This is a genomic window from Pandoraea nosoerga, assembly GCF_902459585.1.
In the GTDB taxonomy this organism is placed as follows: Bacteria; Pseudomonadota; Gammaproteobacteria; order Burkholderiales; family Burkholderiaceae; genus Pandoraea; species Pandoraea nosoerga.
Genome location: NZ_CABPSC010000005.1, coordinates 150,417 through 176,644, shown reverse-complemented (window position 1 = coordinate 176,644; position 26,228 = coordinate 150,417). Strand labels below are relative to the sequence as shown.

Genomic DNA, 26,228 nt, shown 5'->3' with positions numbered 1-26,228 from the left:
CATGACGAGCGAAGTTCTCAAACACTCTGGCGCGCATGCCGATGCGCATGCGCATGACCACGCGCACCACGACACCGGAGGCAACACGATCTTCGGTTTCTGGGTGTACCTGATGACCGACCTTGTGCTGTTCGCCAGCCTGTTCGCGACGTTCGCGGTTCTGCGCGACGCCACGGCGGGCGGCCCGACCGGCAAGGAACTGTTCGACCTGAAGTTCGTGCTGGTCGAAACGTTCATCCTGCTGTTCTCTTCCATCACATACGGCTTTGCGATGGTTGGCCTGCACAACGGCAAGAAGGGCGCCGTGCAGGGCTGGCTGGCGATCACCTGGCTGCTGGGCGCCGCCTTCGTGGCGATGGAACTGTACGAATTCCATCACCTGATCCTGGAAGGCGCGGGCCCGAACCGCAGCGGTTTCCTGTCGTCGTTCTTCGCACTCGTGGCGACTCACGGTCTGCACGTGGCCTCGGGCCTGCTGTGGATGGCCGTGCTGATGTTCCAGATCGGCAAGAAGGGCCTGACCTCGACGAACACGACGCGCCTGCAATGCCTGTCGCTGTTCTGGCACTTTCTGGACGTGGTCTGGATCGGCGTGTTCACGGTCGTGTACCTGATGGGAGCGATGTAAATGAGCAATACGAATTCGGTGCAATCGCATGGCCACGAAGCTGGCCACAACGCGGCGGGCGGCAGCCACGGCAGCGTGAAGTCGTACCTGATCGGCTTCGTGCTCGCGGTGATTCTGACCGTCGTGCCGTTCAAGCTGGTGATGGACGGCACGATGCCGCCGTCGACGGTGCTCCCGCTGATCCTCGGCGCGGCGCTGGTGCAGATCATCGTTCATCTGGTCTACTTCCTGCACATGGACCGCTCGTCGGAACAGCGCTGGAACGTGATGGCGTTCCTGTTTACCGTGCTGATCGTGGCGATCGTGCTCGTCGGCTCGCTGTGGATCATGCACAACGCCAACTCGCTGATGATGCCGGGCATGTAATGCCGCCCCCCCCTTTTTCCGGTGCAGCGGTGCAGGACGACCGGAGAGGGGGCTTGCCCGGAGGCGCTTGCCGCGCCTTCGTCATACCCCGGATGTCGGCTTTCTGCCGGCTCCGGGGTTTGTTTTTTCCTTCGTTGACGCGCCGCGCCGGTTGCCGCTCCGTGACTGCGCTCCGCCTTGAGGTCGCCCCGTCAGCGGATTAGCGGATTAGCGGATTAGCGGATTAGCGGGTCAGCGGCCGCCAACTGGATCTGGTGCGCGGCGGATGAAGCGGGTGCGGACCCGCGGACGCCAGTCCGCTTTATTCCCTTACCCGTGCGACGCCTTGTCGTCCGGCGGCGTATCGGAGGTCGGCGCCGCCAGAATCACCCCGGGCCGCACGGGCAAATCCGGCCGAATTCCGAGCAACGGCAACGCCTGCGATGCAATCTCGGCAAACGCGGGGCCCGCCGCCTGACCGCCAAAGTGCTGAGACGCCTTCGGCTCGTCCACCGACACGGCGATCACGAGCCTCGGCGCCGACAACGGCGCAATCCCCACAAACGACGCACGGTACTTGGAATGGTCATACCCATGCGCACCCGCCTTGTACGCCGTGCCGGTCTTCCCGCCAATGCTGTATCCGGCCACCTGCGCAGTGGTCGCCGTACCTCCCGTATCGACGACGCTCGCCAGCATCTTGCGCATCTCCGCGGCCGTGCGCGCATCGATGACCCGCACGCCCTCGGGCTGCACCGGCGTATCGGGCTTGACGATGGAAATCGGCATCATCACGCCATCGTTCGCGAAGATGGTGTATGCGCGCGCCAGTTGGAACAGCGACGCCGAAATCCCGTAGCCATATGCCATCGTCGCCTGTTCGATCCGACGCCATGATTTGTAGGGACGCAGGCGGCCCGAGACGGCGCCCGGGAAGCCGAGCTTCGGCTGCTGGCCCAGTCCGATCTCGGTGAACATGTCCCACATTTCCTCGGCGCGCAACATGGTGGACACCTTGGTCATGCCAATGTTGCTGGACTTCTGGATCACGCCCGCCGCGGTCAATACGCCGTTTGCGCTGTCGTCGCTGATGGTCGCGCCCTCGAACACGTATCGACCGGGGCCGGTGTCGATGAGGGTCGTCGGCGTGAGGCGGTGCAGGTCCAGCGCCAACGCCATCGTAAACGGCTTGAGAATCGACCCCGGCTCGAAGACGTCGGTAAACACGCGGTTGCGCAATTGTTCGCCGGTCAGGTGCTCGCGATCATTGGGGTTGTACGTCGGCAGATTGGCCAGGGCGAGCACCTGGCCCGACTTGGCGTCGATGACGACCGCCATCGCCGCCTTCGCGCCGGTGCGCTCGAGCGCGTTCTTGAGCGCCTCGTAGGCGATGTACTGCACGCGCGTGTCGAGCGTCAGCCGGATGTCCTTGCCGTCGCGCGGCGGGCTGGAGTCGTCGAGATCCTGAATGGTGCGGCCGATCCGGTCCTTGATGACGCGGCGAACCCCCGCCGTACCCTCGAGCAGCGGCTCCTCGCCCAGTTCCATTCCCTCCTGGCCCTTGTCCTCGACGTTGGTGAAGCCCACGACATGCGCCGCCACTTCCCCCTCGGGATAGAAGCGCTTGTATTCGCTGCTTTCGTACACGCCCGGGATACCCAGCGCTTCGACCTGCTTGCCGATCTCGGGCGACACCTGGCGCTTGATGTAGACGAACTTCTTCTCGCCGATCAGCTTGGTGCGCAGTTCCCTGGCCGGGATGTCGAGCAGCTTGCTCGCCTTCTGGATGTCGCTGTCGGACAAGTCGTCCGGCACCTCGGCCGGCACGGCCCACACGGTGCGCATCGGCAGGCTCGTCGCCAGCACCCTGCCATCGCGATCCTCGATCTTGCCGCGCACCGCCGGCATCACGATGGTGTGCTCGTAACGCTTCTCGCCCTGCGCGATGTAGAAATCATTGCCCGGGCCGGCGATCCAGAACGCCCGAACCACCAGTCCGATGAAGGCCAGGGTGATCATGATGACGACCAGCTTGGAGCGCCAAAGCGACATGCGCGACTGCAAAACAGGACTGGAGGAGAACGTGACGTCCTTGGATTGGCGTTTCTTTTGCATGGCGCTCGCGGGGCGTGAGATGCGTGAACAGCATCGGGTCCGGGGGCAGACCCTGGCTCGAATTCTAGGCGAGATAGCGTAGCACGCAAGCGCCAGTTGCAATAGCGCAAAAGCCCCGTCGGACGGGGCTTTCAAGGTTTTTTTCGAGCCGTCGGGGCAAGACTTTCGCAAGGGTGTCGACAGGTGAAACCGAAAGCGGATTTTGTCCGGTATTCCTGCCTTGCGCCTTGCCTGCCGTCTTGCCCTGCGCCTTGCCGCTCCCCATCCGGCTCACGGCTTCACTGTGCCGAAACGCACGTCGCCATACCACGCATGCGCGCTCGCATGGGTATTGTCGCTGTCAGTGAATAGGCCGTATCCGAGCAGCCTGCCCGGCTTCTCCCGGTAGACGCGTTCGTAGTCGGCTGCGAGGTTGCGCGTGAACGTCTGCCACTTGCCCAACGACGCCTCGCCACCCGCCACCACGATCATCTGCACGCGATCGGTATGCGGATTTTCGATGACCCCGCCCGGCGCTGCATCGTTGGACCAGACGTACATGAGCGTGGCATACGGCAAGTCTTCACCGCCGGCCTTGGCCAATGTCATCGCCGCCCGGTCGCCGAACGGCAACGTCGACTTGTCGCCGTCGAAGAAAAAGACCAGCCGCGCCGGCGAATCCTCTTTGTCGGCCACCCGGTTATCCGCCCCGGGAATCGCCTGCTCCACCTTCCACCGCCACGACACGATCGGCGTGGCGCTCACGTCGATCCCGTCCCCCTTGGCCATCAGCGCCGAGGCCGAGTCGGCCGACTTCGCTTCGATGACGTTGCGCCCGCCGTCGGCCACGACGGTGTACGCCGTGAGCTTCTTGCCCTTCACGACCGGCAGGTTTTGCCAGCCCGCCGGCAACGCGGTACCCGCCGCCGCCCTGGAAAATACAGTGGCGCCGCCCGCATCGGCCATTCCTTCGGCCGCCTGCGCCGCCGCCGGGAACGTGAGCGACGTCGCGAACGACAGACACAGAGAAAGCCAGAGAGAAGGGGCGAGTGTCCCGCCGCGCCCGCGCGAACGCCACGGCCGACACGGCCGACACGGCAGGGCGGGCGCATCCGTGCGCGACGGCGGACCCGGCAACAAACTCAGCAATGAACCTGATGAAGGGCGAGCCATGGCAGACGACTCCGGCATTGTGAGGTTGCAATGTTACCCAGGCGACCGGGCGCTCAGCGCTGTTGCAGCGCCACTCGCAATCCCAGGCCGATGAAGAGGGCGCCGATGATCTTGCCTTGCCAGCGCAGCAGCCACGTGAAGCGGCGCACGAACTTGCCAAGCGGTCGCACCGACAGTGCAATCGCCGACGTGTATATCGCGCTCATCGCCACGAACACGAGGCCCAGCACCAAGAACTGCAGAAACACGTTGCCCTCGCTCGCGTGCACGAATTGCGGCATGAACGCCAGAAAGAACAGCGCCGTCTTGGGATTGAGCACCTCGGTCGCCACCGCCTGCACGAATGCCCGCGAAGGCGACACGCTCGGCGCGCCAGGCAACCGCGGATCGGAGGGACGCTCGCGCAATGCCTTGACGCCCAGATAGACGAGATAGGCCGCGCCCACGTATTTCACTACGTCGAACGCCAACGCCGAGGTCATCAGCACTGCCGACAGTCCCACGGCGGCACATAACGTGTGGACAAGATCACCCATCGCAATGCCCATGCCGGTCATGACACCTGCCCGGCGCCCGCCCTGGACGGTCCGCGTGATGGTGAGCAGCACCGCCGGGCCCGGAATGAGAAACAGCCCGAGAACGACTGCGACAAACGTGGCAAGCGTGGCAATGGTCGGCATGGCAGCTCCGTAGCGTCGGGCGCGCCGCCAACTGCCAGGCCGGCCGCGCGCGATGGGGTGACAGGCGACATCATCCCAGATTCCGGGCCGGTTTGCCGGCGTCCCCTTCCGGCTGCCTTGCTTGGCTTCTCGCTTGCCCCCTCGCTTGGCCCCGCGCTTGGCCGCTCACTTGGCCCCTTGCTGGCTCTCTTGCCCGCCCTGGCGCCTGCCTCTCCCGGGCGCGACGGACCCTGCCGAAAAGCGCCGGCCGCCGGGCGAATCCTGAAGCGCGCCGCGTCGGCGCGGCGCAGCATGCCGCCTTTGACACCCGCCGCAACGCGGCCAAGGAGATCCGAAATGCCGTGGATGGCCGATGCCGTATCCGCCACGATGGGCACCGTTCTGCGCGCCGGCGTGCAGGCGGCCCACGGCGTCTGTGGAGGATTTCGCGACAATTTCGTGAGCGCCCGACAAGGCCCGCGCGAAGGCGCGCTGCAGGCGCCCGACGCCGCATTCGCCGGCACATGGGGCCGGGCCGGCCCCGGGGGCGCATACGCCGCGTCCAACGGCGCGGGCCTGCCAGGCTCGCTCGACGTCGCGTTCGCCTGCGCGCTGGGCGTCCTCACGATCGGTGCAATGTATCGATGCCTTGCTCCGGAATGGCGCGCCCTCGAAGCGGCTCTCGCATCGGGCGAGCCGGCGCAGCGCCGCTGGGGCGTGCAGACGCACGCGCAACTGCGCCGCCGCACGCTGGGCGACACGAGCGCCATGCGCCAGTGCTTCGCCGCCTTCGAGGCCACGCACGACAGCCGTTACCCGGATCCCGTGAACCGTCGCCAACTCGCCGAACGGGAAATCGCGCAAGCGCTCGTCCTGCACGTGGCGGATGCACCACAAAGCTCGCTCGCGCAAAGCGATCGCGTGATGGCATTGAGTCAGTTGCTCGCACACGGCCTGGGCTTTCGCCTGCCCGGCGCCTGGCGTCGCGCGCTCCGGATCGACGACGACAAGCCGTCGCTGATCCGCTTCGACGACGCGTTCACACTGCTGCGGGAACGTCTGGAGCCCGACTGGCGCCACGACGAGGAGGATTCGCCGACGTTCAGCGTCCACCCCGTGGACGTGCAGCTTTTCGATCCGGCCGAAACGACCGCCGATCTGTCGGACAAGACCCGCGCCGCCCGCCTTCGTCTGACCGACCCCGGAGCGTTGCGGCGCGTGCGATCGCGCGTCGTCCGCCTGATTGCCGCGAGCGTGCGCAACGACTGCGGCGGCGTGGGCGACTGGCGCGCTCTGGCGCAAAGCGCGCTGGCGTTGGCGGCCCAACGCGGTCTGTGCTGCGAGAACGTAATCGCGGCGCTCGGGACCGCCACACGCTCGGGCGTCAGCGCGCGCCGCGTCTGGCATTGGTCGGACGAACCGACGCCGCGCCGCAGCGACGGCGTCACGCCCGCGCTGTCGATGGACACCGCTCAGTGGATCGCGCGGCTCATGCTGCTCGCGGGCATGCCGCCCCGGCGCGAACCGTGTCCGCCCCGCCTGGCGGCGCTCGCCCGCGGCGACACACCGCCGGCGCTGGTGATCGGCTCGCTCGAGTGGGTGCATCTGGTCGACGGCATCCGCGAACTGGGGCGCGATCACTGGCGCACGTCATATGCCCGCGTCGTGGCCGTCGGCCGCCAAGCCGGCGAGGCGCGCGTCCCCGGGGGCGGCCGAAGCGACTGAAGCGGCTGAAGTGGCTGAAGTGGTGGATGTGGCAAATGTGACGGACGTCAAAGATAGGCGCCGCCCAGCAGCCCCGCGACACTGCCCGCCGCGAGCCACCACAGCGGATGCACGCGCGTGCGGATGGCCAGCACGGCCACGCTCGCGGTGATTCCCGCCAGCAACCACGACGTGGCCGACGCCTGGGCGATGAGTGCGGCGCTCGCGGCCACGAGACCGGCCGTCATCGGCGCCAGACCAGCCTGGACGATGCGGCGCCACGGCCGGTCCCGGAAGCGCTCCCACAAATGCAGCACAGCCACCGTAATGAGCGACGACGGTCCGAACTTCGCCAGCGACGTGACGAGCATGCCCTGCCAGCCGGCAACATGCCAGCCGACCAGTGTCACGATCATGAGGTTCGGCCCGGGCGCGGCCTGCCCGAGCGCGAACAGCGCGCTGAATTCCTCGGACGTCATCCAGTGGTGCAGGTCCACGACCTGGCGCTCCATCTCGGGCAGGATGGTGTTGCCGCCGCCGAACGCCAGTACGGACAACTGCGTGAAGATGAGCGCAAGCGAGACGAGCGTGCCGGTCATTGCGACACCCGCCATGTGGCATAGATCGAAATCGGCGTCATCACGAGCATGGTCAGGACGAGCGGCACGCGCAGCACGGCAATCGCAATGAAACATGCGAGCGCCACGCCGCCGAGCACGACCGACCTGCGCAGCGGCCACGCCACCTTCCACGCCATCTGAACGAGCAACCCCGCTGCGGCGGCCGCGAGCCCCGCGAACAGATGCTTCACGTGCGGATCGTTCTGGAAACGCTGGTAGATCATGCCGAGCACGATCACCACCGCCGAGGGCGCCGCGATCAGTCCGAGGATCGACGCGAGCGCGCCGCGCCACCCGTGAAAGCGCATGCCGAGCGCCACCGAGAGGTTGATGATGTTGCCGCCGGGCAGAAACTGGCACAGACCCAGCAGATCGGTGAATTCGCCAGGCGAGACCCAGCGGTGCTTCTCGACGACCATGCGTCGCGCGAGCGGCAACGCGCCGCCAAAGGCGGTCATGCCCAGGCCGAGAAAGCCGAGAAAGAGGGCGCGCAGGCTCGGCGTGCCGATGGCGTCGGTCGCGTCGGGAGGGCGCGAATCCCGGGATTCGCGGGCAGCGCGAGGTTCGCGCGGCCTGCGTCGTTCGAGAGACGGGGACGACGGGGTGGGGACGGGGCTGGCGTCCTGCCCGGCAGGGGGAGAGGAGGGAGCCGGAATACTCATGGCGAATCTTCTGAAAGCGCAACTGCTGTGGGGCCGTCAGGCTGCCGCGCCACCGAGAAGGCGTGGTGCGCGTGCCGCACGGGATACCGTCAGCGTAGGCCGATTGCGCTATATTGTCCAATATATGGAAGTGACTTAATTCATATTGGATCAATATGGCAAATATCGACGTGCGCCTGTTGCGCTATTTCATTGCAGTGGCCGAAACGGGGCACATGACGCGCGCCGCGGAGCGCCTGGGCATTGGGCAGCCGCCGCTCTCGCAGCAGATCCGCGTGCTCGAGACGCAACTGGGCGTTACGCTGTTCGACCGGCTGCCACGCGGCATGGCGCTCACGGACGCCGGCCAGGCCTTTCTCGCGGACGCCTGCGAGGTCGTGCGCAAGCTCGATCAGGCCGTCGACGACGTGCGCCGCGTCGCTGCCGGCATCAAGGGGCGCCTGTCGGTCGGCTTCACGAGTTCATCGGCATTGCATCCGTTCGTGCCGACGGTCATTCGCGCCTTCCGACGCGACGCGCCGTCGGTTTCGCTCATGCTCGACGAGAGCAGCACCAGCGAGCTGCTCGACGGCCTGCGCGACGGGCAGCTCGACGCGGCCTTCATCCGTCAGCCGCAAGGCGACATCGGGCAGATCGCGTTCGTGCCGGTGCTCGAGGAAGCGATGGTGCTGGCGGTGCCCTCGGCGCATGCGCTCGCGCTGACGGGGCGTGCAGGCAAAGCGGCCGTGCCGATGACGGCCGTCGCGGCGGAAAAGCTGATCCTCTATCGGCGCCGCACCGGACAGGGGCTATACGACGCCATCATCGCCGCGTGCCACAGCGCGGGCTTCAGTCCGAACATCGAACAGGAGGCGCCGCGCCTGCTCTCCACGCTCTCGCTGGTCGCCGCAGGGCTCGGCGTGTCGGTGGTGCCCGCTTCGCTCATGCGCATGCAGATCGAGGGCATCGTCTATCGGCCGCTCTCGCCCGCGCCGCGCGCACCGCTGCACTTCGCCTATCGCGAAGGCGTGCTTGCCGGGCCGAGCGCGCGCCTGCTCGATCACGTGCGGGCCACGGCGCAATCGTTCGTTGCCAGACCCTGAAAGGGACGGGGGCAACCGGACCGTTCGGCCTTCGGTGCGCGCCTCGCGCATGTGCCGGCGTCTCGCGCGCTCGCGGCGCTCACGTCACCGCACCGCCTTGCTTGCCGAGCAGGGCCTCGATGTGTCCGTGCAGGCCCACGTCGCTCCAGTCGAGTTCGCCCATGCGCCAGAAGCGGGCCTTGCCTTCGCGATCGACGAGATACGTCGCGGGCAGGCCCAGCGACCCGAAGCGCCTGTAGACCGCGCCGTCGCGGTCGAGCAGTACCGTGCCGTCGATCGGCAGCCGGGCGATGAATGGCGCCACGGTCGTGGGCGGCTCCTTGTAGTTCACGGCCACGAGCGCCAGTGCGCGGCTGCGATACTGGCGCGCGACCCGCCCCATCGCCGGGATCTCCTCGCGGCAGGGCCCGCACCACGTCGCCCAGAAATTCAGGATGACGACGCTGCCGCGCCAGTCGGAGAGCGATCGCGCCTTGCCGTCGAGCGCCTCGAGCGTGAACGCCGGCGTCTCGCCGCGCCAGGCCGAGAGCGTGCCGCCGGACGTGCCGGCAAGCGCGCGGTCGTCGACTTCGCTGCCCGGGGCGCCGGCCGCGAAGGCCCGCGCGCCCGGTCCGCCGAGCGCGCAAGCGGCCCCGGCGGCGAGCGTGTGGAAAAAATGACGGCGTTGCATCGTGATCTTCTCCCAGGCGAGCGGGGGCGCCGCTCAGGCAGTGAGCTCGCGAGCGGTCATGCGATAGCGGAACGTGTCGGGATCGAGGCTGTCGAGCCGCGCGTGCGCCACTTCGCCGTTCGGATACATGAGAAACGGCACGGTGCCGTCGCCGGCCGTCCGCGCCCCGGGCAACGCGATATCGGCGCCGTGGTTGAACGCCACCCAGTTCATCTCCCACTGACCGAAGAGCATTGCGCGCGCGGCACGCACCTTGAGGTCATCGAGCGGCAGGCCGCCGGGCACTTCCTCGAGCACGACCTTGCGCACGTCGGCCGGATCGACGGGCACCCAGCCGTAACCGGCGGCGTAGAACTCGGCGCGGCAGTGCTGCGCCCGGGTGACGTCGCCCGCCTTGCCCAGACTGTTGAAGCCATGGCGCGAGCTCGCCACGCGCACGCCGTAAGCGTCGCGCGCCGGGATGCCGACCGAGCGGGCGAGCGCGGTGAAGAGCGCGTTGATGTCGGCGCACTTGCCGGCCAGATTGCCGGTGGTGAGCATGTAGCGCACGTCGCCCGTGCCGCAGCCGCGCACGGCGCCTTCGCGGCGACAGTTCTCCACGATCCATTGGTAGATGGCCCGCGCCTTCTCCACGTCGCCTTGCCGAGCGCGTGTGATTTTCTCGGCCGTCTCGCGCACGAGACCGTCGGTCGGTTGAAGCTCGGTCGGCTGGAGGTAGCGGCGCAGTACCTGCGGCGACTCGCGCGGCGCGTTGGCCGATGGCGGCCGCGACAGATCGACGCGGCGATCGCGTGTGGCGAAAGTGTTGACGAGCGTCACCCGGCGCGCCGTCGGTTCGCCGCCGCCGGGCCACGCTACGGCGAGCATCGGCACGTCGATGCCGGCGGCGCCGCGCACCGTGCGCACCTCGGCGTTCGCCCCGGGGGCTTCCCAGCGCGCGCCGAGCGCCTGTTGATAGCCGCCGGACGGCGTGGTCGCGACGGGCAGCCAGACATTGGCCGGCGCGTTCGTTGCCGGCAGGTCGACCTGCGTGGTCAGCTCGAACGTGCGCCAGCCTTCGGCGGCGCTCGGCGCCGCGGCGCGTGCGGGCGCGGCATGTGCGCCGCCCGTGACGAGCGAGGTGGACAGGAAGGATACGGGAAGGGCGCAGGCGCCCAGCGAGAGAAAACGACGGCGTTGCATGATGAAGTCCCCTTGTGCGTCAGCGCTCACGGCGCATGGTGGTTAGGGTGCTGCGCTCGAATGTCCCATGCAGGGACGATGTGAAGCGGTAGCATGGACGCCGTCGACCGCCGGATCGAAGCCATTTCGCGACGCATCGGAGCGCATCACGACGAATCACCACGAGTCACCACGAGTCACCACGAATCGCGACGCATCACAACGAGTCAGGGCGCCAAAGCTGCACCATAATACGTCGACTTTTGGCAAACTGTCGTCATTCCGGAGCCCGTGTGCGCTGCGCGCACGGCAGACGGCCTGGCGGCGCGCTCCGGCCATTCAACGAACCCAACCACCATGACCGCAAACGATGCAACCCAAGCGGGCGCCGCAGCGGCGGCTCCGCGTCTGACTTCGCTTTCGCACGGCGGCGGCTGCGGCTGCAAAATCGCGCCGGGCGTGCTCTCGGAACTGCTCGCGCGCAACGAGACGCCGCTGCCCGCACCGGCCGCGCTGCTCGTCGGCACCGAAACGTCGGACGACGCGGCGGTCTATCAGCTCAACGACGAACAGGCGATTATCGCCACCACGGACTTCTTCATGCCGATCGTCGACGATCCGTTCGACTTCGGCCGCATCGCGGCAACCAACGCACTGTCCGACATCTACGCCATGGGCGGCAAGCCGATCTTCGCGCTCGCCATCGTCGGCATGCCGATCAACGTGCTGCCGCGCGAGACGATTCGCGACATCCTGCGCGGCGGCGAGTCGATCTGCGCCGAAGCCGGCATCCCGATCGCTGGCGGCCACAGCATCGATTCGGTCGAACCGATCTACGGCCTGGCCGCGCTTGGCGTGGTGCATCCGAAGCGGCTCAAGCGCAACGCGGACGCGCAGGCCGGCGACGTGCTCGTGCTCGGCAAGCCGCTCGGCGTGGGCGTGATGTCCGCGGCGCTCAAGAAGAACCAACTCGACGAGGCGGGGTATCGCCGCATGATCGACGCCACCACGCGCCTGAATCGGGTCGGGCCCGCGCTCGCCGCGCTGCCGGGCGTGCATGCGCTGACCGACGTCACGGGCTTCGGCCTGCTCGGTCACACGCTCGAGATGTGCCGCGGCGCGAATCTCGCCGCCTATCTGCGCATGTCCGACGTGCCGCTCTTCGACGGCGTGCGCGAGCTGGCCGACAAGGGCTGCGTGACAGGCGCATCGGGTCGCAACTGGGCCTCGTATGGCGCGTCGGTCGAGCTTGGCGAGCGGCTGACCGATCGCGATCGCGACCTGCTGTGCGACCCGCAGACGGCCGGCGGCCTGCTGGTGTCGTGCGCACCGGGCGCCGTGGACGACGTGCTCGCCGTGTTCCGCGCCGATGGCTTCGACGAGGCGGGCATCGTCGGCGCGATGCGTCCGGGCCAGCCGGGCGTGCGCGTGATCTGATACGCGCCGCCGCACATGCAAGAGTTGTCGCCGCCTTATGCGGCCCGTGCGGCCCGTGCGGCCCGTGCGCGACCTACGCCGCCGCCCGGTCCTTGCCATTGGCCGGTCCGCGACCGTCACCGGCGCCGCGATGCCGGTCGATGAACGCGACGATCGCCTCGCCCAGCGGCTTCGGCGCGTCGCGATGCGGCGAATGTCCACATGCGGGCAGTTTCACCACGCTCGCATGCGGCACATGCGCGGCAATGCTGTCCATCTGCGCCATGGTGCCGTATTCGTCGTCCTCGCCCTGGATCGCCAGCAACGGCCTTGAAATGCTTGCTACCGCGCCGACCAGATTCCATTCGCGAAACGCCGGGTTCAGCCAGATATCGTTCCATCCCCAGAAGGCCGAATCCACGTCGTCGTGGTAGCGTGCGAGCTTCGCGCGCAGATCGGTCGTCTCGTAGACGGTCTTCGTCTTCGCGATGCTCTCGATCGACACGTCCTCGACGAACAGATGCGGGGCCATCACGACCGCGCCGGCCAGTCGCTCGGGGAAGGCCGCCGAGAACAGCAGCGCGATCGAGCCGCCGTCGCTGTGGCCGACAAGCCAGGTGCGCGACGCCTGATCGGGGCCCACGCCCACGGCATCGAGGAATGCGGGCAGCACTTCGCGCGCCTGACGATGCATGAAGTCGACCGGCCATTTCTCGCCGGGCGGGCGCGGTGTGGAGCGACCGTAGCCGTTGCGCGAGTACACCAGACCGCGGTAGCCGCCCGCGTCGCACAACTGCTGCGGCCAGTCCTTCCACATCGCCACCGAGCCGAGCCCCTCGTGCAGAAAGACCAGCAGCGCAGCGTCGGTGCGCTCGGGATGGATCCAGCGGTACTCCAGCGAGAGCGCGCCGTGCGAGGGCGTCTCGATTCGGGCGAACTGAACGTCCGACATTGTCTCTTCGTCTCCTATAGCAACTCGCGCAGCTTGAAGCGCTGCACCTTGCCGGTGGCCGTCTTCGGCAGATCGTCGACGAACACCAGCTCACGCGGATATTTGTGCGGCGCGAGGCGCGCCTTGACGAAGGCCTTGAGCTCCGCGGCCATCGCGTCGGTCGGCGTCACGCCAGGCTTGAGCACGACGAACGCCCGCGTCTTCGTCAGGCCGTTGTCGTCGCGTCCCACGACCCCCGCCTCGAGCACGGCGTCGTGCTGCATCAGCACCATCTCCACTTCGATGGGCGAGACGTATTGGCCGCTCACCTTGAGCATATCGTCACTGCGCCCGGCATAGACGTAATACCCATTGGGCAGACGCTGGTACTTGTCGCCGCTCTTGAGCCACTCGCCGAGGAACGTGGCGCGCGACTTTTCGCGATTGCACCAGTACATGAGCGCCGCGCTCGGGCCCTTGATGTACAGATCGCCGATCTCGCCGTCCGGCACGGGCTTGCCGTTCTCGTCGCGCAATTCCACGGCATAGCCGGGCACCGGTTCGCCCGTGGTGCCATACGCCACGCGGCCCGCGCGATTCGACAGGAAGATGTGCAGCATTTCCGTCGAGCCGATGCCGTCGAGAATCTCCGCGCCGAAGTGCGCGGTAAAGCGCTCGCCGATCTCGCGCGGCAGCGCCTCGCCGGCCGACGTGCACAGGCGCAGCGATACGTCCTCGCGTGCGGGCAGATGCGGCGAGGCGAGCAGTGTGGCGTAGAGCGTGGGCACACCGTAGAAGATCGTCGGCCGGTGCTGGACGAGGCGCCTGGCGACAGCTTCGGCCGTCGGCCGCTCGGCCATCAGCACGACCGTCGCGCCCACCGAGAGCGGGAACGTCAGGCCATTGCCGAGGCCATACGCGAAGAACAGCTTCGCGGCGGAGAACGCGATGTCGTCTTCTCGAATGCCCAGTACGTGGCGCGCGTAAGTCTCGGCCGTCCAGTACAGATTGGCGTGGGTGTGTACGGTGCCCTTGGGCTTGCCCGTGGAGCCCGACGAATAGAGCCAGAACGCAATGTCGTCGGCCGAGGTGTCGGCCGGCAGTGCGCTGGGCGGCCCGTCGACCATGGCCTCGAACGTCGGCGGCACGGGGGCGCCGGTCTGAGTGCCGCTCCCGGCGGCAATCGGTTGCGACACGACGCACGGCGGCGGCGAACCGCGCTCGGCGACCTTGGCGAGCGCGGCCTGCACGGCTGGCATGAGTGCGCCGGACGCGATCACGAGCCGCGCCTTGCTATGCGCGATCATGTACGCGTAGTCGTCGGCCGTGAGCAGCGTGTTGACGACCACCGGCACCACGCCGGCGTACAGCGCGCCCAGGAACGCCACGGGCAGGTCGACCGTGTCGAGCATGATCAGCAGGATGCGCGCTTCGCGATGAACGCCGGCCCGCGCGAGGCCGGTGGCGAAGCGCCGGCTGCGCTCGGCCAGCTCGCCGTAGGTGAGGGTGCGCGTGTCGTCGATATAGGCAGTCTTGGCAGCGCGCTCGCGATTGAGCGCCTCCAGGTGCGCGGCGAAGTTGAAGTTCACCGGCGGTGGGGTCAGTACGGCTTCCATGTTGTCTCCGATGGATCACCACACGGCGCGCGGCGCCTTCATGCCCGGCGCGCGTGCGGCATTGGTTCCTTACGACTTGTCGGGCGCTCTGACGGCACCTCTGGTATCACCTTGACTGCGACGGCTTGCGGCTGGTGCTGCGGAATACGGCTGAATTACGGTCGGCATGCGGTCGGCATGCGGCTGGTCGGCGCTCTACTGCGGCCGGGCCCGGGCCAGCCGCGGCGTCGCCCCGGGGCCGCGAGGCGACCTCGCGGGCATCGTCGGGCATCGTCGGGCATCGTTGGGCGTCATTTATCCTCGTCTGGCATCGTTTATCCGGCCCACGCGACGGCGTCCTGCGTCAGCGCTTCGACGAGGGCGGCCGGGCCCTGGATGGCGGCGCGCACGTGATAGAAGCGCAACGCGCGCAGGCCGCCCAACTCCTCGCCACCGCCTGCTCGGCCCGGGCCGCCATGCAGCGCCTGCGGCATGACGTTGCCGTGCCCGGTCTGCGTCTTCGCCACGGAGGGATCGACGGCATGCACGCGGCCGTGGGTGCTCGCCAGCGCCAGCGCGGGCTCGCGCATGGCGAGCGCGTCGTTGCTGAACAGCGAAACGACGAGCGAGCCCTGTGCGCGCCGCGCAAGGGCCACGGCCTCGTCGGCGTTGCGATAGCCGATGAGCGTGGCCACCGGACCGAACACTTCGGTGTCATGCACGCGCTGGCCGGCCGCGCCGTCGCGCAGGCCGAGCAGCACCGGCGCCACGCAGGCGCTGTCGGGGCCGGCGTCGACGAACGCGGCCGCGCGATTGCCGTCGTAGAGCGTTTCCGCTTCGGCCCGCAGATGCGCAATGCCGTCGAGCACCGCCCGCTTTTGCGCGACGCTCACGAGCGAGCCCGTCTTCACCGTTTCGTTGCGTGGATTGCCCACGGTGGTCCCCGCCAGACGCTCGGCGATCGCCGCGGCGACGGCGTCGAAGTGTTCGCCGGGCACCAGCGCGCGACGAATGGCCGTGCACTTCTGGCCCGACTTGACGGTCATCTCGCGCGCCACTTCGCGCACGAATTGCTCGAACGCCGCCGTGCCCGGCGCGGCGTCCGGCAGCAGGAGGGCGCTGTTCAGGCTGTCGGCCTCCACGTTGATGCGCGCGGAGCGTTCGGTGAACGCGGGGTGCGTGCGCAGCGCGGCGGCCGTGTCGGCCGAGCCCGTGAACGAGACCACGTCGAACGGGCCGACGCGCTCGAGCAGGCCCGCCGCGCTGCCGCAGATCACCGACAGGCTGCCCGGCGGCAGCACACCGGCGGCGACCACGTCTGCCACCATGCGCTGGGCGAGCCATGCGGTCGACGTGGCCGGCTTCACGATGACGGGCACGCCGGCGAGCAGGGCGCCCGCGGCCTTTTCCCACAAGCCCCAGGCCGGAAAGTTGAAGGCGTTGATGAAGAGCGCCACGCCCGGCGTCGGACGCAGGACGTGCCGCACGGCGAACGAGCCGTCCTTGGCCAGCGGCACGGCGGCGCCGTCGAGCAGCGTGTGCGCGTCGCCCAGCGTCGCGCCGAGCTTGGCGTAGGTCGACAACGTATAGATCGCGCCGTCGATGTCGAGGGCCGAGTCGCTTGCGACCGTACCCGAGTTCGCCGTGGCGATGGCGTAGTAGTCGTCGCGATTGGCCTGCAGGGTGGTGACGATCTGCGCGAGTCGCCGCGCGCGCTCGCCATACGACAGGGCGCGTAGCGCGGGACCGGCGCGCTCGCGCGCGAAGGCGAAGGCCGCGTCGAGATCGAGGCCGGCGCTCGAAACGTAGGCCAGTGTGTCACCGGTGACGGGGTCGGTGAGCGCGGTGCGCTCGCCATTGCCGGCGACCCATTGGCCAGCGACGTGGTTTTCCAGCAGGACAGGGGTGCTCATGGCTGGGATCGGAAGCGAAAAGAAAGCGAAAAAAGCAAAAGGGGAGCGCCAAAGCTGCACGACAAAGCGGCACGCCAAAGGGGCACGCAAGGGCCGCTGGGGCGGCGCGGCGGCGAGGCGTGCGGCCACCGGCTTACGCGGCGCGCGTGAACTCGATGGCGCCTTCGGGCAGCAGGTACAGCACGAGGGCGCGACCGCTCGCGACGGTCGGGCGGTGCGCCGACCCGGGGCCGTATACGCACCAGCCGGCCGGATGGCCGTCGAAGGTAGCCCCCGGCGTGAGCGGCATGATCAGATCGATCTCGCCGTTGGGATGCACATGGTGCGGGCCCGCCAGATCGGCCATGTCGACCACGTCGACCGAAAAACCATGCGTCGCGGGCGTCGGCTTGATGACACGGCCGTAGCGAATGCCGCCGCCTTGGCGGTTGCACAGCCAGCCTTCGGCCACGCCGGTACGGCAGGCGGCCGAGAGCGTTTCGAACGTTTCGGAACCGGCACCGTGACGCGCGTTGAGCCAGCCGGCAAGTTCCGCGTCGAGCGCGCGGCCGTCGAGTTGCCGGGTGAGATCGGCAATCAGCGCCTGAAATTGGGGCACATCCATCGGTGTCTCCTGGGGACGTCGCAATCCGTACTCGTCGGCACGTGGCCGGCACTCGCCCGGCGGGCGCCTTGCGGGCCGGCGCAGGGGCTGCGGCCTGCGCGCCGTCTGTCGAGATGACGTCGATCAATCACGGTGTGCGGCAACGTCCGGGCCGTGTTTGCTTTTTTATCGACGCATGGTGAAAATTAGAGCATGCAATTTTGCCTGTCAAGCAATATATTACATGTTACCTGCTTCGAGGATCTCGCCTGATGAATAAGAGTGCGCAAGCCGATGGGGTGCCGACGGCGCGCGGTGCCGGGGAGAAGGATCCGTTCCTGGTCGCGCTGGGCGAGCGCGTGCGCACGCTGCGCGCGCGCCGCGGCCTGACCCGCAAGGCGCTGGCGCTCGACGCCGGGGTCTCCGAGCGGCATGTGGCCAATCTGGAGTCGGGCGTCGGCAACGCGTCCGTGCTGTTCCTGCGTCAGCTCGCGCAAGCACTAAATTGCACATTGGCGGAAATCGTCGGCGACGAGACGACGTCCTCGGCCGAGTGGCTGCTCATTCGCGAAATCCTGCACGGGCGCGACGGCGAAGCACTCACGCGAGCGCGTCAGGCGCTAAGCGAGCTGTTCGCCGGCAGCGAACGCGATCCCGACCGTCGCGGGCGCATCGCGCTCATCGGCCTGCGCGGCGCGGGCAAATCCACGCTGGGCCGCATGCTCGCGGACGACATGCACGTGCCGTTCGTCGAACTCAATCGGGTGATCGAGCAACTGGCGGGCTGCCCGCCGTCCGAGATCTATTCGCTCTACGGCGCCACCGCCTACCGTCGCTACGAACTGCGGGCGCTGGAGGCCGTGGTGGCCGAGCACCCGCGTGCGGTGATCGCCTCGCCCGGCGGCATCGTGAGCGACGCGGCCACGTTCAACTTCCTGCTCACCCATTGCTATACGGTGTGGCTGCAGGCGTCGCCGGAAGAACACATGAAGCGCGTGATCGCGCAGGGCGATCTGCGGCCGATGTCGGGCAACGCCGAGGCCATGGACGACCTCAAGCGCATTCTGGCCGGCCGTCAGGACTTCTACGCCAAGGCCGACATGAGCTTCGACACCAGCGGCCGGGCGCTCGCGGACGCCTATCTGCAGTTGCGCGGTCGCCTGGCCGTGCAGTTGTCGTCGGATTGAATTCGCGTGTCTGCAAAATAATTCATTTTTAGTCGTGAAATTGGTTGACTGGGGTTTTGTGCTGCACTATATTGCAATTCAACAAGATCATTATTCGTGTTGGAGGCAATCATGTTCGGCAAACCCCACGTCGACTACCGTACCGACCCCACGCAGTACAAGCACTGGAGACTGAGCTTCGAGGGTCCGGTGGCCACGCTGGCCATCGATATCGCGGAAGACGGCGGCATTCGCGAGGGCTACAAGCTCAAGCTCAATTCGTATGACCTGGGCGTGGACATCGAACTGCACGATGCCATTCAACGCATCCGCTTCGAGCATCCGGAAGTCAAGACGGTGGTGATCACGAGCGCCAAGGATCGCGTGTTCTGCTCGGGCGCGAACATCTTCATGCTCGGCCTGTCCTCGCATGCCTGGAAGGTCAACTTCTGTAAGTTCACGAACGAAACGCGCAACGGCCTGGAGGACTCCAGCCGCCATTCCGGCCTGAAGTTCCTTGCCGCCGTGAACGGCGCGTGCGCGGGCGGCGGCTACGAGCTGGCGCTGGCGTGCGACGAGATCTATCTGGTCGACGACCGTTCGTCGTCGGTGGCGCTGCCCGAGGTGCCGCTGCTCGGCGTACTGCCGGGCACCGGCGGCCTCACGCGTCTGACCGACAAGCGCCACGTGCGCCACGACCGCGCCGACATCTTCTGCACGATCGTCGAAGGCATTCGCGGCGAGCGCGCCAAGCAATGGCGCCTGGTCGACGAAGTGATCAAGCCGGCTCAGTTCGCCCAGACGGTTTCGGCCCGCGCGCTGGAACTCGCGCAGCGCAGCGACCGGCCGGGCGGCAAGGGCGTGACGCTCACGCGCATTGAACGCACCGACGAGCCGGACGCCATTCGCTACGAATTCGTCGACGTGGAAATCGACCGCGCCAAGCACACGGCAAGCGTGACCGTCAGGGCGCCGAAGTCGGCGCCGCCGGCCGACATTGCGGGCATCGAAGCCGCCGGTGTGAACTGGTGGCCGCTGAAGATGGCGCGCGAGCTTGACGACGCCATCCTCAATCTTCGTACCAATGAACTCGACATCGGCACCTGGCTGCTGCGCACCGAAGGCGACGCACAGCACGTGCTCGCCGCGGACGCCTCGCTGCTCGCGCACCGGGATCACTGGTTCGTGCGCGAGACGATCGGCATGCTGCGCCGCACGTTCGCCCGCATCGATGTGTCCTCGCGCTCGCTGTTCGCGCTGATCGAGCCGGATTCGTGCTTTGCCGGCACGCTCGCCGAATTCGCGTTTGCCGCGGACCGCACCTATATGGCCGCGCTGCCGGCCAGCGAGGAAGACGAGCCGACGATCACGCTCACGGAAGTGAACTTCGGCCTGCTGCCGATGGTCACCGACCAGTCGCGTCTGGCACGCCGTTTCTACGAGGATGCGGGGCAAATCGAAGCGGTGCGCGCCACCATCGGCCGCCCGGTGCGCCCGGACGAAGCGGAGCGCCTGGGGCTCGTGACTGCCGCGGTCGACGATCTCGACTGGCCGGACGAGATCCGTATCGCCATCGAGGAGCGTGCGGCCATGTCGCCCGACGCGCTCACCGGCATGGAGGCGAACCTGCGCTTCAACGGCCGCGAGACGATGAACACGCGCATCTTCGGCCGGCTGTCCGCCTGGCAGAACTGGATCTTCATCCGTCCGAACGCCGTGGGCGAGAAGGGCGCGCTGAAGGTCTACGGCAAGGGCAGCAAGGCGCAGTTCGACCTGAACCGCGTCTGACGCACCGGCCCGCGAATCGAAGAACGGCCGCGCCGGCCCGGGCAGTCGCCGCCGGGCGGCGGGCGAGCGAGACGTATCCGCAGAACCCATACGAGACACGAGGAATCCCACGATGGCTTCGATCAACTACAGCGAGAAGATCCCCAACAACGTCAATCTGTCCGACGACCGCACGCTGCAACGCGCGCTCGAGCAGTGGCAGCCCAACTTCCTGTCCTGGTGGGGCGACATGGGGCCGGAGGGCTCGCACGGCTATGACGTCTATCTGCGCACGGCCGTGAGCGTCGATCCGAGCGGCTGGGCGCATTTCGATCACGTAAAGATGCCGGACTATCGCTGGGGCATCTTCCTCACGCCGGGCGAGGCCGATCGCAAGATTCACTTCGGCGAGCACAAGGGCGAGCCCGCGTGGCAGGAAGTGCCGGGCGAGCATCGCGCCAACCTGCGCCGCATCATCGTCACGCAAGGCGATACGGAGCCGGCGTCGGTGGAGCAGCAGCGTCACCTCGGGCTTACCGCGCCGTCGATGTACGACCTGCGCAACTTGTTCCAGGTCAACGTGGAGGAGGGGCGCCACCTGTGGGCGATGGTCTACCTGCTGCACCGCTACTTCGGCCGCGACGGTCGCGAAGAGGCCGAAGCGCTGCTCGGGCGCCGCTCGGGCGACGAGGACAATCCGCGTATTCTCGGCGCGTTCAACGAGAAAACGCCGGACTGGCTGTCGTTCTACATGTTCACGTATTTCACCGACCGCGACGGCAAGTTCCAGCTCTCCGCGCTGGCCGAATCGGGCTTCGATCCGCTCGCCCGCACCACGAAGTTCATGCTCACCGAAGAGGCGCACCACATGTTCGTGGGCGAGTCGGGCGTCTCGCGCGTGATCAGCCGCACGGCGCAGGTGATGAACGAACTGAAGACGGACGACGTCTCGAAGCTGCGCGCGGCCGGGGTGATCGATCTGCCGACCATCCAGCGCTACATCAACTTCCACTACTCCGTGACGATCGACCTGTTCGGCGCGGACCAGTCGTCCAATGCCGCCATTTTCTACAGCTCGGGCCTCAAGGGCCGCTACGAGGAGAGCAAGCGCGACGACGACCACCAGCTCAGCGGCCAGACCTACCGGCTGCTGGACGTCGACAACGGCAAGCTCGTCGAGCGCGAGGTGCCGATGCTCAACGCCATGAACGAAGTGCTGCGCGACGATTACATCAAGGACTCCATTGCCGGCGTGAACCGTTGGAACAAGGTGCTCGAGAAGGCCGGCATCGACCTGCGCCTGACGGTGCCGCACAAGGCGTTCAACCGCCAGATCGGCACGTTCGCCGGGGTGCGCGTGTCGCCGGACGGCCGCGTGGTGAGCGAGCCCGAATGGGCCGCGCACGAGCGCGAGTGGCTGCCGTCGTCGGAAGACCGCGCGTATGTGGCCTCCCTCATGGGGCGCGTGACCGAGCCGGGCAAGTTCGCGAACTGGATCGCGCCGCCCCCGCTGGGCATCAACCGCCAGCCGATCGATTTCGAGTACGTGCGTTTCAACTAAGGGCCGAGGAGAGCCTTCCCCACAAGGAGACAGCATCATGAACGGCCCCGTTCCGGTCGAAGTTCTGAGGCAGCATCTGATCGATCCGGAGATCTGCATTCGCTGCAATACCTGCGAAGAGACGTGCCCGGTCGACGCGATCACGCACGACGAGAACAACTATGTCGTGCGGGCGGACGCGTGCAACGGGTGCATGGCGTGCATCTCGCCGTGCCCCACGGGGGCCATCGACAACTGGCGCGACGTGCTGCGGGCCGAGGCGTATCCGATCGAGGATCAGTTCACATGGGACGAACTGCCCGTGCAGGACGACGCGCTCGCCGGGCAGGGCGTGATCGGCGAGTCGGCCGAGGCGGTCGGCAAGGGTTCCGGTAATGGTTCCGGCAATAGCGGCAGTCATGGCAGCAGCAGTCATGGCGCTGCGGGAACGGATGCCGCCGGGCCCGTCATCGGCGGCTCGGACCTGGTGCGCGGCTCGATCGTGCCGCCGTGGTCCGCCGCGAAGCCCTACGTCAACCTGTACACGCACAAGGCCCCCGTGCAGGCGATCGTGGTGGGCAACTACCGCGTGACGGACGCGAGCACGCAGAGCGACATCCATCACATCGTGCTGGACTTCGGCAAGCACCCGTTCCCAGTGCTCGAAGGGCAGTCCATCGGCATCATCCCGCCGGGCACGACGGCCGACGGGCGGCCGCATCATGCGCGCCAATACTCGGTCGCGTCGCCGCGGGACGGCGAGCGCCCGGGCTACAACAACCTGGCGCTCACGGTGAAGCGGGTGACGTCCGACCATCAGGGCCACGCGGTCGGCGGCGTGTGCTCGAACTATCTGTGCGACCTGAAGAAGGGCGACGTGGTGAATGTGATGGGGCCGTTCGGCAGCACGTTTCTCATGCCGAACCACGCCGACTCGCATCTGCTGATGATCTGCACCGGCACCGGGGCCGCACCGATGCGCGCGATGACCGAGTACCGCCGCCGTCGCCGCCTGAAAGGAGCGACCGGCAAGCTCATGCTGTTCTTCGGCGCGCGCACGCAGGGCGAGCTGCCGTACTTCGGACCGTTGCTCAATCTGCCCAAGGACTTCATCGACACGAACCTGGCGTTCTCGCGCACGCCGGGGCAGCCCAAGCGCTACGTACAGGACGCGATGCGCGAGCGCGCGGCCGACGTGGCGGCGCTGCTGCGTCACGAGCACACCTACATCTACGTGTGCGGGCTCAAGGGGATGGAGGACGGCGTGCTGCAGGCGCTGCAGAGCATTGCTGGCGAGGCCGGGCTCGACTGGCCCGCGCTCTGGCAGCGGCTGAAGACCGAGGGGCGCCTGCATCTCGAGACGTACTGAACCGCGCCGCCCGCGCGTGAACGTGCGGGCGCATGATTGACCGACGGCGTTCTGCGCCGGCTTGACACCGCGTGCTTCGGCGCGCGGTTTTTTTTCGTCCGCGCGCGGCTCGCATGCCGCCGTGAGCCGCCCACACGGCCTCGGATAGCGTGTCGGGTAGCGTGTCGGGTAGCGCGGGGTAGGATCGGATGGGGCAGGATGGAGGCCGCTGGGGACCGCTGGGGGCCGGCTGTCCCGGAGGCGTCACCGAAATTGAGTACTATGGAGAGGCTGTTTCCTTCCATTTTTCTCTGAACGGAGAGTCACATGGGCAAGAAGCGGATTCTGGTACTGGCAGGCGACTACGTCGAAGACTACGAACTGATGGTGCCCGTGCAGGCGCTCTCGGCGGTGGGGCATCGCGTGGAGGTGGTCTGCCCCGGCAAGAAGGCCGGCGACAAGGTGCGCACGGCCATCCACGACTTTGAAGGCGATCAGACCTACAGCGAGAAGCGCGGGCACGACTTCACGCTCACCGCCACGTTCGACGGGCTGTCGGCCGCCGACTTCGACGCGCTCGTGATTCCGGGCGGACGTGCGCCCGAATATCTGCGGCTCAACGACGAGGTGCTCGCGGCCGTGCGTCACTTCGCCGAGAACGACAAGCCGATTGCCGCGATCTGTCACGGCGCGCAGTTGCTGGCCGCGGCCGGCGTCATCGAGGGGCGCGAGTGTTCCGCGTATCCGGCGTGCGCGCCGGAAGTGCGCCTTGCCGGCGGGAAATACATGGAGATCGGCATCGACGAGGCGCATACCGACGGCAAGCTCGTGACCGCGCCGGCGTGGCCCGCACATCCGGCGTGGATCGCGCAGTTCCTCGCGGTGCTCGGGACGAAGATCGAACTCTGATTCGTATCGCTCGCGTTCGTCCTGTTCCTCCCGTCCTTCCGGTCGTCCCATTGTTCCATTCGCCGGCCGGACCCGGCCCCCCGCGCGCGGGGGGCTTTTCATTCGTGCGCCGCGCGCTATCGGGCGAGCCCGCTCATCGCGCGCAGCCGCGCATCGGCCTGCGCGAGCGCGTGCTCGCTGAAGACTTCGATGCCATGACGCCGCAGCCACGCGGCCGTCACGCCTTCTCCGGCGATTTTTCTTGCGCGGAACGAACCGTCGTAAATCGTCGAGCTGCCGCACGACGGGCTGCCTTCCTTCAACACGGCAATGCGTATGCGGTGGCGCTGCGCCAAGGCGAGGGCGCGTTGCGCGCCCTCGAGGAAGGCCGCGCTCACGTCCGCGCCGGTGCTGTCCGTCACCCGCGCGAGCGATCGCCACACCGCGTCGCCGCTCGACGCGCCGGAGATCTCGGCGGGCGCGCGCGGCGTCGGCAGGCCGCCGGCCACTTCGGGACAGATCGGGACGATGAGATCAGCCGCGCGCCAGCGTTCGAGAATGGCGGCGTCGCTCGTGCAGGCGGCGTGGCGCCCGTCATAGCGGACCGGCTGGCCGAGCAGACAACCGCTGACAAGGATACGAGGCGGGAAAGACATGCGCGCAGACTATCATGGCGGCGGCTTTGTCCCAAGTTGACGCGTTTCCGAAAGCTCGCCGCCCGACACCGCAGCACTATCGGTCGAACCCGACCCCGGGCGGCCGGCTCGCGATTCGCGGCCTTCCCGACGTCTATCAATGCATCCTCGAGCGGCACTATCTCGCAGCGCTGCGGCTCGATAATCGCGCGCTGTACGACGGCGAGATGCGCAACCTCGGCGTCATCTGGCGCGACAAGAACGACCCGCCGTATGCGACGACGGTGAACTTCACCGGATGTCTGGCCGCAGGGATGAATTCCGCGGGCGTTGTGGCAGCGCCGGCGGTGCATGGCGGCATACCTCGCGCCAACACGTCGATTGCCGCCATGACCGTTGGCCGGCGCCTTCGCACCTTCGCACCTTCGCGCCTTCGCGCGTTACGCGAGACACAGGACGCGAAATTGGCGTGAGATGCCCTCAGAAATCCGCCCGGTGCGCTGGCGCTGTCCGCTGAAATGGCGTTCCGGCTGGGACGGCCCGGCGCGTCCGACATCCTGCCGTGGGCGACGAGCACGAGCGGCATCGTCCATTCCGTGGGCACGCATGTACGCCGCGGGCGCGGCGGCGATCAGCGCGCAACAGTCGCCGTTTTCCGGCCTCCGGCCTCCGGTCTCCGGCCTCCGGCCGTCGTCCGTGATCGTCACGAACGGCGCGGCGGGGCAGCGAGCAGCGTGCTGGCGGCACTCATCAATGCGTCGATGGCTGCGCGAAGCTTGGGCGACGGATGCCGAGTATCGGGCCAGACCAGATGCAGCGGCGTGGCTGGCGCATAGTGATGCGGCAGCAGTTGGACGAGGCGTCCGCGATCGAGCGATTGCACGACCAGCCAGTGCGGCAGGCAAGCGATGCCGAGCGCCTGTTCCGCGGCTTCGCGCAGCGTGACGAGATCGTCGAGAACGAAACGCGGCGCGCGGCGGGTGTCTCGTGGCATCGCCAGGGCCGGCCATTCGTAGAAATTGCCGTTGCGGCCGTACATCAACCGTTCGTGGGCGCCGAGATCGGCGCTTGTGTGGGGGGTGCCATGCTCGGCGAGATAGGCGGGCGCCGCGCACAACATCATCGTCTGCTCGCCGAGCGGCCGCGCCTTGAGGCCCGGGGTGTCGTCGAGGCGACCGCTGCGCACCGCCAAGTCGTAGCCTTCCTCGATCAGATCGACGCGCCGGTCGCTGAACGCCATCTCGAGGCGCAGTTGCGGATGCGCTCTCGCCAGCGCCAGCAACACGGGCGCAATGCACTGGCGGCCGACCTGGACCGGCATCGTGACGCGAAGCCTGCCCATCGGCGTCTGCGAACCGGCACTCAGCTCGCTTTCCGCCTCCGAGAGCTCGGCCAGCACCTTCGTGCAGCGTTGATAGAACGACTGACCCTCGTCGGTCAGATGCTGGCTGCGCGTGGTGCGATGAAACAGGCGCACCCCGAGTCGCGTCTCGAGTCGACCGACGCGCTTGGCGACGGCGGAGCGGGTGAGGTGCAGGCGTTGTGCGGCGCCGGAAAAACTGCCGGCGTCGGCGGCCGCCACGAACGCGGAAATGCCCGAGAGCCGGTCCGGTGTATAAGCGTCATTGGTGCTCATTTATCTCCAATA

At 67.6% G+C, this 26,228-nt stretch carries 24 protein-coding genes; 11 read left to right on the top strand and 13 right to left on the bottom strand.

The genetic code is table 11. The features are described 5' to 3' along the window. The first annotated feature begins 1 nt into the window (after position 1). Together PNO31109_RS21900 and PNO31109_RS21895 are read left to right on the top strand one after the other, a co-directional pair. On the top strand, positions 2 to 628 hold the full coding sequence (locus tag PNO31109_RS21900; protein WP_174966339.1) for a cytochrome o ubiquinol oxidase subunit III: 627 nt from the start codon (positions 2 to 4) through the stop codon (positions 626 to 628). Further along, positions 629 to 994, top strand: a complete 366-nt coding sequence (locus PNO31109_RS21895) for a cytochrome o ubiquinol oxidase subunit IV (protein ID WP_174966338.1) — start codon at positions 629 to 631, stop codon at positions 992 to 994. Positions 995 to 1,303: 309 nt separating this feature from the next. Here the strand turns inward: PNO31109_RS21895 and PNO31109_RS09070 are convergent, their stop codons facing one another. The 3 genes from PNO31109_RS09070 to PNO31109_RS09060 all read right to left on the bottom strand — a co-directional run bounded on the left by PNO31109_RS09070 (position 1,304) and on the right by PNO31109_RS09060 (position 4,920). Next, a complete protein-coding gene (locus PNO31109_RS09070) occupies positions 1,304 to 3,088 on the bottom strand; it encodes a peptidoglycan D,D-transpeptidase FtsI family protein (protein ID WP_150555282.1) in 1,785 nt (594 codons plus the stop codon). A gap of 270 nt (positions 3,089 to 3,358) precedes the next feature. Then, positions 3,359 to 4,033: a DUF3047 domain-containing protein gene (locus tag PNO31109_RS09065; protein ID WP_150555281.1), complete on the bottom strand. Its 675-nt coding sequence runs from the start codon at positions 4,031 to 4,033 to the stop codon at positions 3,359 to 3,361. A gap of 260 nt (positions 4,034 to 4,293) precedes the next feature. Further along, a complete protein-coding gene (locus PNO31109_RS09060; protein WP_150555280.1) occupies positions 4,294 to 4,920 on the bottom strand; it encodes a LysE family translocator in 627 nt (208 codons plus the stop codon). A 336-nt stretch (positions 4,921 to 5,256) separates the two neighbouring features. Between PNO31109_RS09060 and PNO31109_RS09055 the strand changes: the two genes are divergently transcribed. Then, a complete protein-coding gene (locus PNO31109_RS09055; RefSeq protein ID WP_150555279.1) occupies positions 5,257 to 6,624 on the top strand; it encodes a hypothetical protein in 1,368 nt (455 codons plus the stop codon). A 47-nt stretch (positions 6,625 to 6,671) separates the two neighbouring features. Here PNO31109_RS09055 and PNO31109_RS09050 read toward each other — a convergent pair whose 3' ends face one another. Beyond that, the gene (locus tag PNO31109_RS09050) at positions 6,672 to 7,202 is read right to left on the bottom strand and encodes a chromate transporter (RefSeq protein ID WP_150555347.1); all 531 of its coding nucleotides are present in this window, start codon (positions 7,200 to 7,202) and stop codon (positions 6,672 to 6,674) included. Continuing rightward, positions 7,199 to 7,885: a chromate transporter gene (locus PNO31109_RS09045; protein WP_150555278.1), complete on the bottom strand. Its 687-nt coding sequence runs from the start codon at positions 7,883 to 7,885 to the stop codon at positions 7,199 to 7,201. Before PNO31109_RS09045 ends, PNO31109_RS09050 begins: the two co-directional genes overlap by 4 nt. A gap of 155 nt (positions 7,886 to 8,040) precedes the next feature. Here PNO31109_RS09045 and PNO31109_RS09040 point away from each other — a divergent pair, with 155 nt between their 5' ends. Beyond that, the gene (locus tag PNO31109_RS09040) at positions 8,041 to 8,967 is read left to right on the top strand and encodes a LysR family transcriptional regulator (RefSeq protein WP_150555277.1); all 927 of its coding nucleotides are present in this window, start codon (positions 8,041 to 8,043) and stop codon (positions 8,965 to 8,967) included. Between the two features lie 79 nt (positions 8,968 to 9,046). On the opposite strand, the gene PNO31109_RS09035 is transcribed toward PNO31109_RS09040, so the two are convergent. Further along, positions 9,047 to 9,637: a TlpA family protein disulfide reductase gene (locus PNO31109_RS09035; protein WP_150555276.1), complete on the bottom strand. Its 591-nt coding sequence runs from the start codon at positions 9,635 to 9,637 to the stop codon at positions 9,047 to 9,049. Between the two features lie 33 nt (positions 9,638 to 9,670). Next, a complete protein-coding gene (locus PNO31109_RS09030) occupies positions 9,671 to 10,819 on the bottom strand; it encodes a transglutaminase-like domain-containing protein (protein ID WP_150555275.1) in 1,149 nt (382 codons plus the stop codon). Positions 10,820 to 11,155: 336 nt separating this feature from the next. Here PNO31109_RS09030 and selD point away from each other — a divergent pair, with 336 nt between their 5' ends. Then, a complete protein-coding gene (gene selD, locus PNO31109_RS09025; protein ID WP_150555274.1) occupies positions 11,156 to 12,235 on the top strand; it encodes a selenide, water dikinase SelD in 1,080 nt (359 codons plus the stop codon). A 73-nt stretch (positions 12,236 to 12,308) separates the two neighbouring features. Here selD and PNO31109_RS09020 read toward each other — a convergent pair whose 3' ends face one another. The 4 genes from PNO31109_RS09020 to PNO31109_RS09005 form a co-directional block, all read right to left on the bottom strand. Beyond that, a complete protein-coding gene (locus PNO31109_RS09020; protein WP_150555273.1) occupies positions 12,309 to 13,166 on the bottom strand; it encodes an alpha/beta fold hydrolase in 858 nt (285 codons plus the stop codon). A 14-nt stretch (positions 13,167 to 13,180) separates the two neighbouring features. Next, positions 13,181 to 14,761: a benzoate-CoA ligase family protein gene (locus tag PNO31109_RS09015; RefSeq protein WP_150555272.1), complete on the bottom strand. Its 1,581-nt coding sequence runs from the start codon at positions 14,759 to 14,761 to the stop codon at positions 13,181 to 13,183. A 314-nt stretch (positions 14,762 to 15,075) separates the two neighbouring features. Continuing rightward, the gene (locus PNO31109_RS09010; RefSeq protein ID WP_150555271.1) at positions 15,076 to 16,653 is read right to left on the bottom strand and encodes a 3,4-dehydroadipyl-CoA semialdehyde dehydrogenase; all 1,578 of its coding nucleotides are present in this window, start codon (positions 16,651 to 16,653) and stop codon (positions 15,076 to 15,078) included. A 133-nt stretch (positions 16,654 to 16,786) separates the two neighbouring features. Further along, complete coding sequence (locus PNO31109_RS09005) at positions 16,787 to 17,257, bottom strand: DUF4863 family protein (protein WP_150555270.1); 471 nt, start codon at positions 17,255 to 17,257, stop codon at positions 16,787 to 16,789. A 251-nt stretch (positions 17,258 to 17,508) separates the two neighbouring features. Here PNO31109_RS09005 and PNO31109_RS09000 point away from each other — a divergent pair, with 251 nt between their 5' ends. From PNO31109_RS09000 to PNO31109_RS08980, 5 genes are all read left to right on the top strand, one after another. Beyond that, the gene (locus PNO31109_RS09000; RefSeq protein WP_150555269.1) at positions 17,509 to 18,423 is read left to right on the top strand and encodes a helix-turn-helix transcriptional regulator; all 915 of its coding nucleotides are present in this window, start codon (positions 17,509 to 17,511) and stop codon (positions 18,421 to 18,423) included. 111 nt (positions 18,424 to 18,534) lie between these two features. Continuing rightward, a complete protein-coding gene (boxC, locus tag PNO31109_RS08995; protein ID WP_150555268.1) occupies positions 18,535 to 20,190 on the top strand; it encodes a 2,3-epoxybenzoyl-CoA dihydrolase in 1,656 nt (551 codons plus the stop codon). A 112-nt stretch (positions 20,191 to 20,302) separates the two neighbouring features. Beyond that, a complete protein-coding gene (boxB, locus tag PNO31109_RS08990) occupies positions 20,303 to 21,730 on the top strand; it encodes a benzoyl-CoA 2,3-epoxidase subunit BoxB (RefSeq protein WP_150555267.1) in 1,428 nt (475 codons plus the stop codon). Positions 21,731 to 21,767: 37 nt separating this feature from the next. Then, the gene (gene boxA, locus PNO31109_RS08985) at positions 21,768 to 23,078 is read left to right on the top strand and encodes a benzoyl-CoA 2,3-epoxidase subunit BoxA (RefSeq protein ID WP_150555266.1); all 1,311 of its coding nucleotides are present in this window, start codon (positions 21,768 to 21,770) and stop codon (positions 23,076 to 23,078) included. 306 nt (positions 23,079 to 23,384) lie between these two features. After that, the gene (locus PNO31109_RS08980; protein WP_150555265.1) at positions 23,385 to 23,966 is read left to right on the top strand and encodes a DJ-1/PfpI family protein; all 582 of its coding nucleotides are present in this window, start codon (positions 23,385 to 23,387) and stop codon (positions 23,964 to 23,966) included. A gap of 116 nt (positions 23,967 to 24,082) precedes the next feature. Here PNO31109_RS08980 and PNO31109_RS08975 read toward each other — a convergent pair whose 3' ends face one another. Continuing rightward, the gene (locus tag PNO31109_RS08975) at positions 24,083 to 24,601 is read right to left on the bottom strand and encodes a 2-thiouracil desulfurase family protein (protein WP_150555264.1); all 519 of its coding nucleotides are present in this window, start codon (positions 24,599 to 24,601) and stop codon (positions 24,083 to 24,085) included. 26 nt (positions 24,602 to 24,627) lie between these two features. Between PNO31109_RS08975 and PNO31109_RS08970 the strand changes: the two genes are divergently transcribed. Further along, positions 24,628 to 25,053: a hypothetical protein gene (locus tag PNO31109_RS08970; RefSeq protein WP_150555263.1), complete on the top strand. Its 426-nt coding sequence runs from the start codon at positions 24,628 to 24,630 to the stop codon at positions 25,051 to 25,053. A gap of 230 nt (positions 25,054 to 25,283) precedes the next feature. Here the strand turns inward: PNO31109_RS08970 and PNO31109_RS08965 are convergent, their stop codons facing one another. Next, a complete protein-coding gene (locus tag PNO31109_RS08965) occupies positions 25,284 to 26,216 on the bottom strand; it encodes a LysR family transcriptional regulator (protein ID WP_150555262.1) in 933 nt (310 codons plus the stop codon). Between the last annotated feature and the right edge of the window lie 12 nt (positions 26,217 to 26,228).

Coding starts and splice junctions, on each gene's coding strand:
- PNO31109_RS21900 (WP_174966339.1), top strand. CDS start 2: ATGACGAGCGAAGTTCTCAAACACTCTGGCGCGCATGCCGATGCGCAT.
- PNO31109_RS21895 (WP_174966338.1), top strand. CDS start 629: ATGAGCAATACGAATTCGGTGCAATCGCATGGCCACGAAGCTGGCCAC.
- PNO31109_RS09070 (WP_150555282.1), bottom strand. CDS start 3,088: ATGCAAAAGAAACGCCAATCCAAGGACGTCACGTTCTCCTCCAGTCCT.
- PNO31109_RS09065 (WP_150555281.1), bottom strand. CDS start 4,033: ATGGCCGATGCGGGCGGCGCCACTGTATTTTCCAGGGCGGCGGCGGGT.
- PNO31109_RS09060 (WP_150555280.1), bottom strand. CDS start 4,920: ATGCCGACCATTGCCACGCTTGCCACGTTTGTCGCAGTCGTTCTCGGG.
- PNO31109_RS09055 (WP_150555279.1), top strand. CDS start 5,257: ATGCCGTGGATGGCCGATGCCGTATCCGCCACGATGGGCACCGTTCTG.
- PNO31109_RS09050 (WP_150555347.1), bottom strand. CDS start 7,202: ATGACCGGCACGCTCGTCTCGCTTGCGCTCATCTTCACGCAGTTGTCC.
- PNO31109_RS09045 (WP_150555278.1), bottom strand. CDS start 7,885: ATGAGTATTCCGGCTCCCTCCTCTCCCCCTGCCGGGCAGGACGCCAGC.
- PNO31109_RS09040 (WP_150555277.1), top strand. CDS start 8,041: ATGGCAAATATCGACGTGCGCCTGTTGCGCTATTTCATTGCAGTGGCC.
- PNO31109_RS09035 (WP_150555276.1), bottom strand. CDS start 9,637: ATGCAACGCCGTCATTTTTTCCACACGCTCGCCGCCGGGGCCGCTTGC.
- PNO31109_RS09030 (WP_150555275.1), bottom strand. CDS start 10,819: ATGCAACGCCGTCGTTTTCTCTCGCTGGGCGCCTGCGCCCTTCCCGTA.
- selD (WP_150555274.1), top strand. CDS start 11,156: ATGACCGCAAACGATGCAACCCAAGCGGGCGCCGCAGCGGCGGCTCCG.
- PNO31109_RS09020 (WP_150555273.1), bottom strand. CDS start 13,166: ATGTCGGACGTTCAGTTCGCCCGAATCGAGACGCCCTCGCACGGCGCG.
- PNO31109_RS09015 (WP_150555272.1), bottom strand. CDS start 14,761: ATGGAAGCCGTACTGACCCCACCGCCGGTGAACTTCAACTTCGCCGCG.
- PNO31109_RS09010 (WP_150555271.1), bottom strand. CDS start 16,653: ATGAGCACCCCTGTCCTGCTGGAAAACCACGTCGCTGGCCAATGGGTC.
- PNO31109_RS09005 (WP_150555270.1), bottom strand. CDS start 17,257: ATGGATGTGCCCCAATTTCAGGCGCTGATTGCCGATCTCACCCGGCAA.
- PNO31109_RS09000 (WP_150555269.1), top strand. CDS start 17,509: ATGAATAAGAGTGCGCAAGCCGATGGGGTGCCGACGGCGCGCGGTGCC.
- boxC (WP_150555268.1), top strand. CDS start 18,535: ATGTTCGGCAAACCCCACGTCGACTACCGTACCGACCCCACGCAGTAC.
- boxB (WP_150555267.1), top strand. CDS start 20,303: ATGGCTTCGATCAACTACAGCGAGAAGATCCCCAACAACGTCAATCTG.
- boxA (WP_150555266.1), top strand. CDS start 21,768: ATGAACGGCCCCGTTCCGGTCGAAGTTCTGAGGCAGCATCTGATCGAT.
- PNO31109_RS08980 (WP_150555265.1), top strand. CDS start 23,385: ATGGGCAAGAAGCGGATTCTGGTACTGGCAGGCGACTACGTCGAAGAC.
- PNO31109_RS08975 (WP_150555264.1), bottom strand. CDS start 24,601: ATGTCTTTCCCGCCTCGTATCCTTGTCAGCGGTTGTCTGCTCGGCCAG.
- PNO31109_RS08965 (WP_150555262.1), bottom strand. CDS start 26,216: ATGAGCACCAATGACGCTTATACACCGGACCGGCTCTCGGGCATTTCC.